14 protein-coding genes are annotated in these 14,358 nt (G+C 42.5%); 1 reads left to right on the top strand and 13 read right to left on the bottom strand.

What is annotated here, in order from left to right; genetic code table 11:
• From ACSU6B_RS17235 to ACSU6B_RS17225, 3 genes are all read right to left on the bottom strand, one after another.
• On the bottom strand, window positions 1–1,055 hold a 1,055-nt coding region (locus tag ACSU6B_RS17235), incomplete at its 3' end, for a PQQ-dependent sugar dehydrogenase (protein WP_410887038.1).
• Window positions 1,056–1,070: 15 nt separating this feature from the next.
• The gene (locus ACSU6B_RS17230; protein ID WP_410887036.1) at window positions 1,071–1,925 is read right to left on the bottom strand and encodes a Cof-type HAD-IIB family hydrolase; all 855 of its coding nucleotides are present in this window, start codon (window positions 1,923–1,925) and stop codon (window positions 1,071–1,073) included.
• A 71-nt stretch (window positions 1,926–1,996) separates the two neighbouring features.
• Window positions 1,997–2,665 (bottom strand): DNA alkylation repair protein, encoded by a 669-nt coding sequence (locus ACSU6B_RS17225; RefSeq protein WP_215001440.1) that lies wholly within the window; start codon window positions 2,663–2,665, stop codon window positions 1,997–1,999.
• 138 nt (window positions 2,666–2,803) lie between these two features.
• Here ACSU6B_RS17225 and ACSU6B_RS17220 point away from each other — a divergent pair, with 138 nt between their 5' ends.
• A complete protein-coding gene (locus ACSU6B_RS17220) occupies window positions 2,804–2,959 on the top strand; it encodes a hypothetical protein (protein WP_168241344.1) in 156 nt (51 codons plus the stop codon).
• A gap of 38 nt (window positions 2,960–2,997) precedes the next feature.
• Here ACSU6B_RS17220 and ACSU6B_RS17215 read toward each other — a convergent pair whose 3' ends face one another.
• The 10 genes from ACSU6B_RS17215 to ACSU6B_RS17170 form a co-directional block, all read right to left on the bottom strand.
• Window positions 2,998–3,231, bottom strand: coding sequence for a hypothetical protein (locus ACSU6B_RS17215; protein WP_215001438.1), 234 nt, complete (start codon window positions 3,229–3,231; stop codon window positions 2,998–3,000).
• A 920-nt stretch (window positions 3,232–4,151) separates the two neighbouring features.
• Window positions 4,152–5,255, bottom strand: coding sequence for a PRK06851 family protein (locus ACSU6B_RS17210; RefSeq protein WP_410887031.1), 1,104 nt, complete (start codon window positions 5,253–5,255; stop codon window positions 4,152–4,154).
• Between the two features lie 100 nt (window positions 5,256–5,355).
• The gene (gene ybaK / locus ACSU6B_RS17205; protein ID WP_410887029.1) at window positions 5,356–5,832 is read right to left on the bottom strand and encodes a Cys-tRNA(Pro) deacylase; all 477 of its coding nucleotides are present in this window, start codon (window positions 5,830–5,832) and stop codon (window positions 5,356–5,358) included.
• 164 nt (window positions 5,833–5,996) lie between these two features.
• Entirely contained in the window at window positions 5,997–6,704 is a 708-nt protein-coding gene (locus ACSU6B_RS17200; RefSeq protein ID WP_088084811.1) for an ABC transporter ATP-binding protein, read from the bottom strand.
• Window positions 6,704–7,483 carry an ABC transporter ATP-binding protein gene (locus ACSU6B_RS17195; protein ID WP_215001428.1) on the bottom strand — a complete coding sequence of 260 codons (780 nt, stop codon included), beginning with the start codon at window positions 7,481–7,483 and terminating at the stop codon, window positions 6,704–6,706. The genes ACSU6B_RS17200 and ACSU6B_RS17195 overlap by 1 nt, the downstream gene beginning before the upstream one ends.
• The gene (locus ACSU6B_RS17190; protein ID WP_168241351.1) at window positions 7,480–8,433 is read right to left on the bottom strand and encodes a branched-chain amino acid ABC transporter permease; all 954 of its coding nucleotides are present in this window, start codon (window positions 8,431–8,433) and stop codon (window positions 7,480–7,482) included. Before ACSU6B_RS17190 ends, ACSU6B_RS17195 begins: the two co-directional genes overlap by 4 nt.
• A 15-nt stretch (window positions 8,434–8,448) precedes the next feature.
• Window positions 8,449–9,327: a branched-chain amino acid ABC transporter permease gene (locus tag ACSU6B_RS17185; protein WP_215001426.1), complete on the bottom strand. Its 879-nt coding sequence runs from the start codon at window positions 9,325–9,327 to the stop codon at window positions 8,449–8,451.
• A gap of 302 nt (window positions 9,328–9,629) precedes the next feature.
• Window positions 9,630–10,802, bottom strand: coding sequence for an ABC transporter substrate-binding protein (locus ACSU6B_RS17180; RefSeq protein ID WP_410887026.1), 1,173 nt, complete (start codon window positions 10,800–10,802; stop codon window positions 9,630–9,632).
• A gap of 320 nt (window positions 10,803–11,122) precedes the next feature.
• Window positions 11,123–12,328 carry an MFS transporter gene (locus ACSU6B_RS17175; RefSeq protein WP_410887024.1) on the bottom strand — a complete coding sequence of 402 codons (1,206 nt, stop codon included), beginning with the start codon at window positions 12,326–12,328 and terminating at the stop codon, window positions 11,123–11,125.
• Between the two features lie 165 nt (window positions 12,329–12,493).
• Window positions 12,494–14,308: an ABC transporter ATP-binding protein gene (locus tag ACSU6B_RS17170; protein ID WP_410887048.1), complete on the bottom strand. Its 1,815-nt coding sequence runs from the start codon at window positions 14,306–14,308 to the stop codon at window positions 12,494–12,496.
• Window positions 14,309–14,358: the final 50 nt, after the last annotated feature.

The following is a 14,358-nucleotide window of genomic DNA, read 5'->3' as shown; positions in this document are numbered from 1 at the left end:
AGCACACGATATAGTTTATCGTCTTTTTCGTCTGGATTTCCTCTGCCGTCGGTGTTGTTGCTGACAAAGTAGAGGTAGTCGCCGTCGATATAAAGGTCACGAATTCGCCCCAGACTTGTAATGACGGATCTAGTAATCTTCTGGCGCAAACCAAATTCGCGGACGGCATTGCCTCTTAATGTTGCTGCATAAAGCTTCCCATTCGCCACAGCCAGCCCGGACGGTGCCCACGTTTCATCACCGGACTGATACAATGGGGTTACCATCCCCGCTTGCTGTTCGTCGCCTTGAATTACCGGCCAGCCATAATTCGCCCCTGGGGTAATCCGATTGATTTCATCATGAGCCGATGGACCGTGCTCACTTGCATATAAAGTCCCGCCAACCCACACTAATCCCTGCGGATTGCGATGTCCATAACTGTAGACATATGAGTTTGGAAAAGGGTTGTCTGCAGGAATCGTCCCATCTAACTTCATTCGTAAAATTTTTCCATTTAATGTATTCAAGTTCTGAGCCGTTTCCGGAGTGGTCGCATCACCTGTGGTGATGTACAGCATCCCATCCGGACCGATTTTCAGCCTGCCGCCGTGATGATAGGCAGCACTCGGAATCCGGTCAAGCAGGATTTTCTCCTCGGACCACACAGAACCGTTCGTCCTTAGGACAATCACCCGATTAAATTGCCCCTTGCCATCATCACTATAGGTATAATAGGCGTAGGCCTTATGATTATCAAGAAACTGATGGTCAAGAACAATGCCTAGCAGTCCCGCTTCAGCCGCCTTGGCAAGCGGCTTTTCTAAACGAACTGGCTGGCGTTCTATTTTACCATTTTCAATCTTAACGATATTTCCGGTTCGTTCATTGATGTAGAAAGCTTGGTTCACCCGATCAATTGACCAAGGCACTTGCAATTTTTCAGCCAAAACTTCTATATTTGGCTGATTCACAACGACCTCTTCCTCTTGGATCCTGTCGTCCTTTATTTCAAAAAGAGAACAGCCCGACAACATGACAACCATCATCAGTAAAATAGAACACGCTTTAATCATTGACTCCTACCTTTCTTAAATTACCTCAAGAATTGCCTTCCCTACGCCACTTTCTTCATTCGTATCCGTAATCACATCACAAAGAGACTTTATGTAATAATCGGCATTCCCCATCGCAACCGATCTTCCTGCTTTTTCGAGCATGGAAACATCATTATAATTATCGCCAATCGCCATGGTTTCCGCTAAATCAATCCCTTTTACCTTTACAAACGACTCCAATGCAATCCCCTTTTGAGCCTGTTCATTGGTAATTTCCAAATTATCATGGCCAGACGTTGAAACGACGATTCCTTCTAGCTCTGAAATGGACTCGTTTGCTGACTCCAGTCGGTCTGCATCAAAGGAGAAGGCAAGTAATTTATAGATTTGGTAGTTTTCATCGGCAAATAAAAGTTCATAATCTTCGACCGTATGTATTAGGCCATCCCGCAGTCTAGCCCCAGCAGCCTCTTTAATCTCTTCTCGATTTACTTCGGGATTGGCACTCATAATGATGTCAACGAGAATGGATACCGCCTTGTCGGCATCCATCGTGAAGGCACCTTTGTTTGTGTATACTTCGAAATAAACATCCTTTTCCCTTAGCCTTGCCGCTACCTCTCTTGCCATTTGTTTGCTGATTGGCGTAGCCGAAAGAACGACTCCTTCCTTGGAGCGTACCTCTGCGCCATTCGCACAGATAACCGGGCAAGTTATGCCAGCTTGAGCTAAGACGTAAGTTGCTTCTTGATACGATCTTCCAGTTGCGACCACAAATTCAATTCCTTGCGCTTGTGCTTTTACGATCGCTTCCTTATTTTCCTCGCTGATTAATTGATTCGAATTCAATAATGTTCCATCCATGTCTGATGCAATACATTTAATCATGTTGTCCACCCTCTATCCATTTTCATTATTGCCATTTTAACATGATTACCAAAACATTTTCTCCCATATGCTCATGCTAAATACTTACTACCTTCGCGAACACTTAACGGCGCTAACTTTGTTCCTTCAATAAATCCCTTTGCAGAGGCGGGATTTGTCTTCGAATATTCACGTAACACCCAGCCAATTGCCTTTTGGATAAAAAATTCCTTACTGTCCGCATTTTGCCGTATGTACTGATAGAGCAATTCCTCATTCGTTTTTCCCTTATATTTTAATTGAAAAAGCAGTGCCGCTCTTCGCAGCCAGAGATTATCATCAATGGCCCAGCCATTAATTGTTTCGGCCGCCACTTCGGGGAATTTCTCGGCAATTTTTCCAACCGGCTTGGGAGCAATCGCATCAACCGTATCCCACCAAGACTTGGTTGTAATCAGTTCCTCCATAAATGGCAAATCCGTTTTCTCGAGCTTATTCAACGACTTTTCCATATAAACCAATGCTGTATATTGGTATTCTCGTTCTTCCTTCGCCCAAAGCTCTCGAATTAGATCTTGGTTAAACGGCTCTTTTAAGATCCCTGTCTCTTGAAAAAATTGCTTTTCCAGCACACTGCGCTGTGGTTTCTTGATGCCCAAGAAGGGGAAATGATCTTTCATATATTTCTTCATCGGTTCGGAATTTTCTTCATTGCGATTTTCTTCAAATAGTTGTGTTAACTGTGCAATATTTGGCGACATCCAATTCCACCCTTTCAAAAAAAATACCCATTAAATCAATAGTAATTCTCTTACCTTCCAATATTTCCTTTATTTTTTTCGAATAAACCACTTTCCTGAAACCAAACTAAACCATAGTAGAAAAGGAGGGATATTACCATGACCAAGAAATACAACAAGGGCAGCAACAATCAAAACTCCCCGCAAGCAGGGCATGCAGAGGCCGAATTTGCCAGTGAGTTTGTGAGCGGTGACAACAGCAAAGGTAATAAGCGCAATAAAGGACAGAAAAGCAAGACGAATCCAAACCCTTAAAAGGTAAAAATCGACTTTCACATTTGAAAGTCGATTTTTTAGTCTTCATTATCCTCATTTAATTTTATTGATGGGTTAAAAATAAATGCACCCGAAACACCTTCAGAGGACTGTTTTTGCTCACCTCTGAATTGATCCTGCATTTCGAGGTTTGCACTTTCTGCTGCAGAACGTCTTTCTGTAGATGCGTGTACCTTCCCATCTTCAAGTTGTTCGTTAATCTTAATGTTTGCTTCAACCGTTTCATTTGCTGCATTCTCGTCTTTTGCCATTATGTAAGCCCCTTTGATTTCAAGTATTATACTATGTTGCCCAATTCACTCCTTTGTTATCTAGATTTTTCATATAAGTTGGAATGTGTATGGCTACACTCCACCATTGATTATTAAGATGGGTGCCACCAAAAGAAAGAACTGCCCAGTTTAGGGACAGTTCTGACTCCTTAGTGACAACTAAATGAACGGATTCTGTTTAAATCCATTCCGTAATATTCCCAGTGGTATCCTCGCCAGCGATACCCGGCGATCGAGGTTCTGCCTACATAGGTTGGATAATACCAGAAGCTTCTACCATTATTCAACCAAACATAGGTATAACGGTACAGACAGTGCCTAATTCCACCTGGGTCAACCGCATATAATCCAGCTGTTTCCTGAGGGATGTAGGTTGGCGGCGGTGCAGTCGGGGCACCTCCAGAATGCGGGCCACCTCCAAATGGTGGATGATATCCCCCTCCGTACGGCGGCGGTGGGTGATGTCCTCCTCCGTGCGGCGGTGGTTGATGCCCTCCACCGTGCGACGGCAGCTGCTGGCCTCCACCGTGCGACGGCAGCTGCTGGCCTCCACCATGCGACGGCAGCTGCTGGCCTCCACCATGCGACGGCAGCTGCTGGCCTCCACCATGCGACGGCAGCTGCTGGCCTCCACCATGCGACGGCGGCTGCTGGCCTCCACCATGCGACGGCAGCTGCTGGCCTCCACCGTGCGACGGCAGCTGCTGGCCTCCACCATGCGACGGTGATTGCCGCAGGTTGTTTTCATAAGAAAAATTAGGCATACTACCATGCCCCTGAGGGTAATTGAAATGATCCAAGGCTTTAGTCCCCTTCTATTTATATTCCCTCTACTGTATGCACCCCGCCTAAATTGGTGAAAAGCTATTAATATATACTAGTGATTTTCAAACGTTTGGTTATTCTACCTTGCTTGCTGCTAACTCCCTGATTTCCTCCGCAATTTTACCCTGGATCCGTTCAACGACTGAAAAATCCATGGCGGCAATATAAATTTCCTCTAACTCATCATGAAGTTCCTTTGCCTTGGCCAAATAGGAAGTAGCCTGAAGCATTTTATTTTTGTAATTCGTCGAGATTTTAGTGATGATATCGGCAAAAATTTCATCTGTCCCGGACGCAATCAGTAATTCATACATATCAATGATTTCATCCCCATCTCTGCTTGGGAAATATTCATGTGGTGCGGTACTATCAAAGATAGCAATTCCTAATTCCCTAAAGATGACCATATCAAGGCTGTGCGGGTCAAATCCGCAATGATATACTTCTACATCGACCCCTCTTTCTTCGGCCGTTGCGGCAAGCTTCTTCAGCATCGTTGATTTCCCAGAACCCGGGCGCCCTTTAATGAAATAACGTTTTGGAATTTCTTCGGTTAGATTCGGGACATAATCGACCGGCCCTTTTGGCGTAGCAGCACCTAAAAAGCGATGGCGGATATCAGATTTTTTACTGAGCTTCATTTTTCCAAAGAAGGTATCAATTAATTTGTTCGTTAATTGATCGGCTTTCTTAAAGTCCATGCTGTTGATATAAATCTTTTCCCAATCATCGTGGATATCCAGGGCTTCTTTATAGGTATCGTACGCCTTATGAAAGGATTGACTAATCTGATTGGTTAACTTCAGGATCGTATTTTTATGGATGGCCAGCGCACGGGCATCCCAGGCTTCACCAAGGTTAATGTATTCGTCAACCGCTCCTGGTGCTTTCGGTTCAATCACATGCGGAGCGGTACCATCGACAATTCCCACCTTTAACGCTGGGATCAACACTCCATCAATGGAATTGTTATCAGAAGAACAATGTAAAAATTCAATATCATAGCCCTTTTCAAGCCATTCAGTACCGATTTTTTTCATTAATGAGGATTTACCTGTTCCTGGACCGCCTTTTAAAATAAATAACCGGTCGAGACCTTGAAGATTGGAGTCATATAAATTATGAAAGCCTCTCGCTGTATTCCCGCCTGCAAAGTAATTTTTGATTTTCCCTGCCACTCATCAACACTCCCTTTTATAGTGACAATCGTAAGATAAATTCAATTTCACCCTATCTTATGCGATTGTTATTTATGGGTGAGTGCCTAGGGAAAAAATCTTACTTAATGATGGGGACAATGTCAGCTTTTGTGACCTCTTGCAATAGAATAGGGTCTAATACGATTTGAACCCCGATTTTCCCACCACTAACTATGATTGAATCGATCGACCTACAGCTTACATCAATAAACGTCTTATATTCTTTTTTCATGCCAATCGGCGAGCAGCCGCCGCGGATATATCCAGTCCATTTCTGAATATCCTTCACCGGAAGCATTTCAATATTCTTTTCACCCGCTGCTTTGGCTGCCTTCTTCAAATCCAATTCCTCTGCCACGGGAATGACAAAAACAAATATATTTCTGCTTGCGCCCATCGCAACAAGCGTTTTATAGACTTCCTTTGGCTCCCGGCCAATTTTCTCCGCAACAGAAACACCGTCGATTTTCCCATCTTTATTATCGTAGGTCAGCATCTCATAGCTAACAATTTTTGCGTCAAGAATACGCATTGCATTGGTCTTACCCTGTGCCACTTTACAAATTCCTCCCTGACTTTAAAGACTACTATCCAGTATCAGCATACTGGATCAGCAAAAATTACACAAAATCACCCAAATTCCAGCTTGATACCGAACAGAGAAAAATGAAATATTAAAAGGAGTTGGGGGATTCCCAACTCCTCTTTTATAGTCTAGGCTTAATGACCGCCTAAATAAGCATTTCTAATTTGATCGCTTTGATTTAGCTCTTCAGCTGTACCTGAAGCAACAATTTTTCCGGTCTCAATAACATAGGCACGATCGGCAATCGATAACGCCATATTAGCATTTTGCTCTACCAATAAAATGGTTGTCCCGGTTTTATTGATTTCCTCAATAATCTTGAAAATGGTTTTTACTAAAATCGGTGCAAGACCCATGGAAGGCTCATCTAATAGCAATAGTCGCGGTCGAGCCATTAATGCGCGGCCCATGGCGACCATTTGCTGCTCTCCCCCTGAAAGGGTACCAGATAGCTGTTTACGACGCTCGAGCAGACGAGGGAATAGCTGATAGATCTTTTCAAAATCTTCTTGAATGCCTTTTTTATCTTTCCTTAAATACGCACCTAATTCTAGATTTTCCTCAACTGACATGTTTGAGAAAACACGGCGGCCTTCTGGTACTTGTGAAATCCCTCGTTTAACAATTAATTGAGGAACCTTGCCCTCCACATGTTCACCTTCAAACAATACTTCACCATTTTTCGGCTTTAGTAACCCTGATATGGTTTGTAAAAGCGTACTTTTCCCAGCACCATTGGCGCCAATCAGTGTGACAATTTCTCCTTGATTGATTTCGAGAGAAACTCCCTTCAATGCATGGATATTTCCATAATAAACATTAATATCATTTACTTTTAGCATTAGGAGACCTCCTCTCCAAGATAAGCTTCGATGACTTTTGGATTATTTCTAATTTGTTCAGGTGTACCATTGGCAATTAATTGACCATGGTCAAGCACATAAATCCGCTCACAGACACCCATAACGAGAGGCATGTCGTGTTCAATTAATAGGATCGTTAACGAAAATCTCTCACGAATTAACGCGATTAAATTCATAAGTTCTTCTGTTTCCTGTGGATTCATGCCGGCAGCCGGTTCATCCAGAAGCAATAATTTAGGATTAGCAGCTAATGCCCGGGCAATTTCAAGGCGTCGCTGCTGACCATATGGTAAGTTTTTCGCCTTTTCATGCATCACATTTTCGAGCTTAAAGATTTTTAAGAATTCAATCGCCTTTTCTTCCATTTCCTTTTCACCAGAAAAGTGGGAAGGGAGGCGTAAAATAGAGCTCAGCATCGAATGCTTGGCCAGCGAATGATAGGCTACCTTTACATTATTGAGAACCGACAGTTCACTAAACAAACGAATGTTTTGAAAGGTCCGGCTGATTCCTTTTTTGGTAATTTTATAAGGCGCTAAGCCATTTAGTTTTTCGCCATCTAGCGAAATGCTTCCCTCGGTTGGAACATAAACACCTGTTAGCAAGTTAAAAAACGTCGTTTTCCCGGCACCATTTGGGCCAATTAAACCGACAAGTTCACCCTGATTTAATTCCAGGTTTACATCCGAAACAGCCTTTAAGCCGCCAAAACGGATCCCGGCATTTTCTACTTTAAGCAACTTTGTTTTTTCATTCATTTTTGCACTCCTCCTTTAGCGGTTTTACCAGCTTTAAAGAATGAGGTAATCTCTCTCGTTCCTAGCAATCCTTGTGGTCGGAAAAGCATCATTGCAATTAAAACAAGACTGTAAACAACCATCCGAACCTCTGGATAACTGGAAAGGTAGGTCGAAATAATTGTTAATAGGACCGCTGCAATGACCGCTCCAGACATACTTCCAAGCCCGCCTAATACAACAAAAATTAAAATATCAAATGATTTCAAAAAGCCAAAGTTAGTCGGCTGAATGATATAAAAGTTATGCGCATATAAGGCACCGGCAATTCCGGCAAAAAAGGCACCGATGGCAAAAGCTGTAACCTTATAAAAAGTTGTATTGATCCCCATTGCATCGGCAGCAATTTCATTTTCTCTAATTGAAACACAAGCACGTCCATGTGTCGAGTTGGTAAAGTTCACAATCACAATGATGGTTAGCAATACACAAGCAACCAGCCATGGCCACGTTGTTAAATGGGAGACTGTCATCCCGCTTGCCCCACCGACATATTCAATATTTAAAAAGACAATTCTTACAATCTCTCCAAAGCCAAGCGTGGCAATGGCAAGATAATCTCCTTTTAATCTTAGTGTCGGAATCCCTATAATGAGCCCCGCCACTGCGGCTGCCAATCCGCCAACAAGGATGGCCACTGGAAAGGGCAGGCCCAATTTCATGGTCATAATCGCAGAAGCGTAGGCTCCAACGGCTAGGAAACCAGCATGTCCAATTGAAAATTGCCCTGTAATCCCAATAATTAAATGGAGACTTGCGGCAAGGATAATATTAATTCCGATAAAAAATAGTGTGTTTACATAAAACTGGTTCAATGACCCGCCAGTTATTAAAAATTGCATGACGACTGAAAATATAACGGCTAGAACGATTGAGGTCCAGAAAAACTTCGCTTGTTTTAAAATTCCCATCGCTAAAAGACCCCCTTAAACCTTTTCCCTGATATTTTTACCAAATAAACCTGCTGGACGGAAGATTAAGATTAAGATAAGGACCACAAATGCTACGGCGTCACGCCATAGGGAGTAGCCTGCTGCACTAACAAGTGACTCGATTACACCCAAAACTAAACCGCCAGTCATCGCCCCAGGAATACTCCCAATTCCGCCTAAAACTGCGGCAACAAACGCTTTTAGTCCTGGGATAATGCCCATCAATGGCTCAATTTTTGTATAGTAGACACCAAAAATAACTCCGGCTGCACCAGCAAGGGCAGAACCAATCGCAAAAGTTGCTGAAATCGTGTTATTCACATTGATTCCCATTAATCTTGCGGCATCCATATCGTGTGATACGGCTCGCATGGCTTTACCAATTTTTGTTTTATGAACGATAAATTGTAGTAAAATCATTAAAAATAACGATGTTCCTAAGATAAGTAAGGACTGACCGCTAATTTTTACCCCAAAAAGCTCTAAGCTCTTGATTGTAACGATTCCATCTGGATAGGCTTCCGGCTGGGCACCACGAATATAAATGGTTCCATACTCAATAAACAACGAAACCCCAATTGCAGTAATAAGGGCAGCAATTCTAGTTGCATTTCTAAGAGGCTTATAAGCAATCCTCTCGATTAAAACACCAAAGATGGCACAAGCCACCATTGAAATAAGTAATGCTGGGAAAAATCCTAAATCAAAAATAGTAATGGAATAAAAACCTATGAATGCACCAACCATGAATACATCTCCATGGGCGAAGTTAATCAGTTTTACAATACCATAAACCATTGTATACCCAAGCGCAATTAATGCATAAATACTGCCCAAGGATATTCCATTTACAAGCTGCTGTATTATTTCCATATGTCTTACACTCCTTTGGACCGACTTCACGTATCTTTTTTTAAATACAATTAAACAAAGTTTGCATGTTGGGAAACTTGTATTCTTTTTATACAGCGGAATAGGGAGACATCACGCTCCCTATCCCTTTAACAAACTATAAAATTTGTCTCACACTAAGGCGCTTCTGCTTTTCTCTTGGGCTAGCTGCAGCGCCTAGGGGCTCGGGGTCATAAGCCAATCCGTCAAGAAGGCTAAAAAACAGCCTTCTCGCCGGCTCGTCTTATGCCTGTCGCCCCTGGACAGGCGCTTTCGCTTTTCTCTTAAGGATTGATCTTTGTCTTAAATTGTTGTTCACCGTTTTTGTACTCAAGGATAACAGCGGCTTTGATAGGATCATGGTTTTTATCAAGCTTCACTTTTCCAGAAACAAGTTCTAATCCATCTGTTTCAGCGAGTGCCTTCTGAATTTTGTTAGAATCACTGCTTCCAGCACGTTTAATCGCATCCGCAAGGAAGTATACTGTGTCATATCCTAGAGCTGTAAAGGCATCCGGAGATTTACCGTCGTATTTTGCTTTGAACGCTGCAACAAAGTCTTGAACCTTCTTATCACTATCACCTGATGAATAGTGGTTTGTAATAAATGTGTTATTCAGTGTATTTGCTCCAGCGATTTCTACTAGTTTAGGAGAGTCCCAACCGTCACCACCCATGATTGGCACATTTAAGCCAAGCTCACGAGCTTGTTTGATAATTAAACCTACTTCTTCATAAAAGCCAGGAACGAATATATATTCTGGTTTTGCTGATTTTATATTTGTTAAGGTTGCACGGAAGTCTGTATCCTTCGCCACATAGGCTTCTTCTTTAACAATTTTTCCGCCATTTGCCACAAAACTCTTTTTAAAAGAAGCAGCAAGACCTTTAGAGTAATCGCTTGAACTATCAATCAGAACAGCCGCACTCTTAACCTTTAAATCATTGGAAGCGAAATTTGCTGCAACTGTACCTTGGAATGGGTCAATGAAGCATGTACGAAATACAAAGTCATTTACCTTTCCATCTTTATTTGTGATCGTTGCGTTTGTTGCCGTTGGTGTAATTAATGGAATTTTGTTATCTTGAGCAATCTGCACTTGTGCTAATGTGTTTGTACTTGTTGCCGCACCGATCATCGCAACAACTTTATCCTGAGTGGCAAGTTTTAGAGCACCATTTGTAGCCTCTGCTGCATCTGACTTATTGTCAACTGTCACCAATTCTAGTTTTTTGCCATTAATACCTTTTTTGTTGATTTCTTCGATTGCTAACTCAATACCTTCTTTGGCAGATTGACCATAAGAAGCTACTCCACCCGATAGTTCAAGGTTCGCACCAATCTTAATTGTGCCTCCTTTTTCCCCATCGCTACTAGCACTTGAATTACATCCTGCCAACACACCTGCTGCAACCATAAACGACATAAAGATACCAGCTAATTTCTTTTTCCTCATGATTTACCCCCTGTTTTTTGAAAAAAATTTTCCCAAACACCTTTGTCTAACTGTTTTAAAAAAAGATAATATTCTGAAAACATTGTACAAAATATTTGGGGGTTCGTCTAGTGGTATTATACATTATTTTAAGATAATTTGCAATATATCAAATATACGAATTTTACTCACTCAAAGGACTTTATTCCACTAAAGTTGAAAAGGATTTATGTGAAACAGGAAAATAAATTCTCTTTTTTAAATATTTTGGTTGAATATGATTCAACGTTCTATATAAATAAAAGGAGACTCCTCTATAAGGAATCTCTTTGGACTATTTATTATACTAGTTCCGTATTTTTCGTTTCTTTTCCCAACACGAAAACGGAAATTGCTCCAATTAAGACAGAAATACAGAAGATCATAAAGATGGTTGAAATCGATACTTGCTGTGCGACAAGATTACCGACTAATAAGGGTCCTAACACGCCGCCAACTCTTCCAATCGCTGCTGCCATACCAGAGCCTGTACCACGCATGATGGTTGGATATTGTTCAGGGGTATAAGCGTAAAGACCTCCCCAAGCACCTAGGTTAAAAAATGATAATAGAATTCCTGAAGTCATCAACAGGGCAGTCGATTCTGCTGCACCAAAGAAATAGGCACTCACTGCAGTACCAATTAAATAGACAACTAAAACGAACTTACGGCCGAATTTTTCAATAAACCAGGCAGCTGTAAAATAACCGGGGAGCTGCGCTAACGTCATAATTAGCACATATTCAAAGCTTTTAATTAAGCTGAATCCTTTCATAATCATTACACTTGGAAGCCATAAAAACATTCCATAATAGGAGAAAACTACACAAAACCATAGGATCCAAAGCATCGTTGTTTGGCGCCTGTAATCCTTTGAAAATAAATTCCTCATGCTTTGGAAGACTGAAACTTTTTCCTTGTCCTTTACTGCCGTAAATCGGGGTGAATCCGGCAGCCCCATGCGTAGGTATAATGCATATAAAGCTGGAATTGCACTAATAAGTAAAGCCACTTGCCAGCCAAACTTCGGAATAATGAAATACGAGATAACTGCAGCAACTAGCCAGCCTCCTGCCCAAAAGCTCTCAAGCAGAACCACAATCCTGCCGCGTTTTTCGGCGGGGACACTTTCTGATACGAGTGTGGAGGCAACAGGTAGCTCTCCTCCTAAACCAGCGCCGATGAAGAATCTTAACACTAAAAAGGCGGTTAATGTGGTGGTCATTGCGGAAAGCCCGCTCCCAACGGAAAATAATAATAGCGTGATGATAAATACATTTTTGCGGCCAACTTTATCTGCCATTAAGCCAAAAATAAGTGCACCAACGGCCATCCCAATCGAATTGACACTTCCAATCCAACCCATCTGCCCAGGAGTCAGCTCCCATTCTACTTTTAAGGCTGCAATGATAAAAGAGAGCATGCCGACATCCATGGCATCAAACATCCAGCCCATCCCGGCAATGCCAAGCAATCTTCGGCCTGAAATTTCCTTTTTATTTTTCATGTGGATCCCCCTAAGTTGTAGCTACTTTTTTACATTATTCCCTAATTTTCTTTACTTTAGGTACGAAAATAATCGATTAACCATAAGTATTCTAGCAGGTGTCTTTACAGTTGTCATTAATAATTTAAAAAGAAGAGACTGGAACCCCAGTCTCTCCTTCAATACCTATTCATCCAAACCCGTTTCCACATTTTTGAACTGGTTAAAAAACATATTGTAATATTTGCCTTGCTGCCTCATTAATGTATCGTGGTTTCCACTCTCGATAATTTCTCCATGGTCAATGACCATGATGGTGTCGGCATCGCGAATGGTATTGAGGCGGTGGGCTATGATAAAGCTGGTCCGGTTCTCCATCAATGTGAGCAGGGCTTCTTGAATATGGAGCTCTGTCCTGGTGTCAATGCTGCTCGTCGCTTCATCTAGGATCAACAGGGCGGGCTTAGCTAAAATGACTCGCGCAATCGCCAGCAGCTGCCTCTGTCCTTGACTTAGATTACCGCCATTTTCAGACAAGACCGTTTCATATTGGTTAGGAAGCCGTTTGATAAAAGTATCGGCATTGGCCATCTTCGCCGCGCGTTCCACCTCATTGTCCGTTGCCTTCGTATTTCCATACTTAATATTTTCCTTGATTGTCCCTGAGAATAAATAGGTATCCTGGAGGACAAATCCAAAGCACCTTCTTAAGCTGTCCCTTGTGTATTCCCGAATATCATGGCCATCGAGGAGAATTCTTCCGTCTGTCACGTCATAAAATCTCGTCAGGAGATTTACGATCGTCGTTTTTCCAGCGCCGGTTGGTCCGACGAAGGCCGTACTGCTCCCGATATTCGCTTCAAAGCTGACATTTTTTAGAATCGGCACATCCGGACGGTAACCAAAACTTACCTTCTCAAATATGACATGTCCTTTTGGGTTTTCTAAGGCGATTGCCTCTGGCAGATCTTCTGGCTCCTCTTGTTCATCGATGATTTCAAAGACACGTTCGGCCCCAGCAACGCCAGACTGAAGAATGTTGAAAATATTCGCCAGGTCATTAAGCGGCCTGACAAATTGCCTGGAGTAGGTGATGAAGCTGGCAATTGCCCCAATCGTGATGATGCTTTTGACCGCAAGGATTCCTCCAACCACCGCGACCACTGCAAAGCCAAGGTTATTAATGACGTTCATGATCGGCATCAAAAATCCGGACCAAATTTGCGCCTTGAGGCCGACCTCACGCAGCCTCGTATTGACCACTTCAAATTCTTCGATGACCTTTTCCTCGTGATTAAAGGCTTTGACAATTTCAATTCCAGAGATTGTTTCCTCAATATGACCATTTAATTTTCCCAGCTCCACTTGCTGGTTTTTAAACAGGACACTCGTCCGTTTGGCGATCGTTTTTGTGAGTAAAAAGACAAGCGGTACGGTTATTAAGCTGGCGAGCGTCAAGATAGGGCTCAATAGTAACATCATCATTAATGACCCGGTAATGATGACCACCCCGGACATTAATTGCGTCGTTGATTGCGAGATTGTATTACTAATATTATCGACATCGTTCGATAGCCTGCTCATTAACTCACCGTGTGAACGAGAATCAAAAAAGGATACCGGCAGCTTTTGTAATTTTTTAAAGAGGGCATCCCTTAAGCTTTTGACAATTCGCTGGGAGACGCCGGCCATCAGCCATCCTTGTAAAAAGGTTAACAGGCTGTCAGTCAGATACGCTGCAACCAAGATCCAGATCATCACCTCAAGAAATCCAAAATCTACTTTTCCACCATTCATTCGCATCGCATCAATCGCTTTTCCAATCAGGAAGGGGGCCAGCAGCATCAGGGCTGCGTCCATTACTATAAAAATAAAAATAACCGTGAGCATTTTTCGCTCTTTGCCGAAGTATTGCCAAAGTCTTTGCAATGTCCCTTTAAAGTTCTTTGGCTTGACAACAGGCCCACGGCGTTGGGCTCCACCAAAGCCCGCTGGTCTCATCGGCGGCGGGGCAGGGGGGGTATTCCCAGTCTGTACGTTTCCCTTTGACA

It is taken from the genome of Neobacillus sp. C211, from assembly GCF_051842875.1.
GTDB lineage: Bacteria > Bacillota > Bacilli > Bacillales > Cytobacillaceae > Neobacillus.
This window is presented reverse-complemented; position numbering and strand designations above follow the sequence as displayed.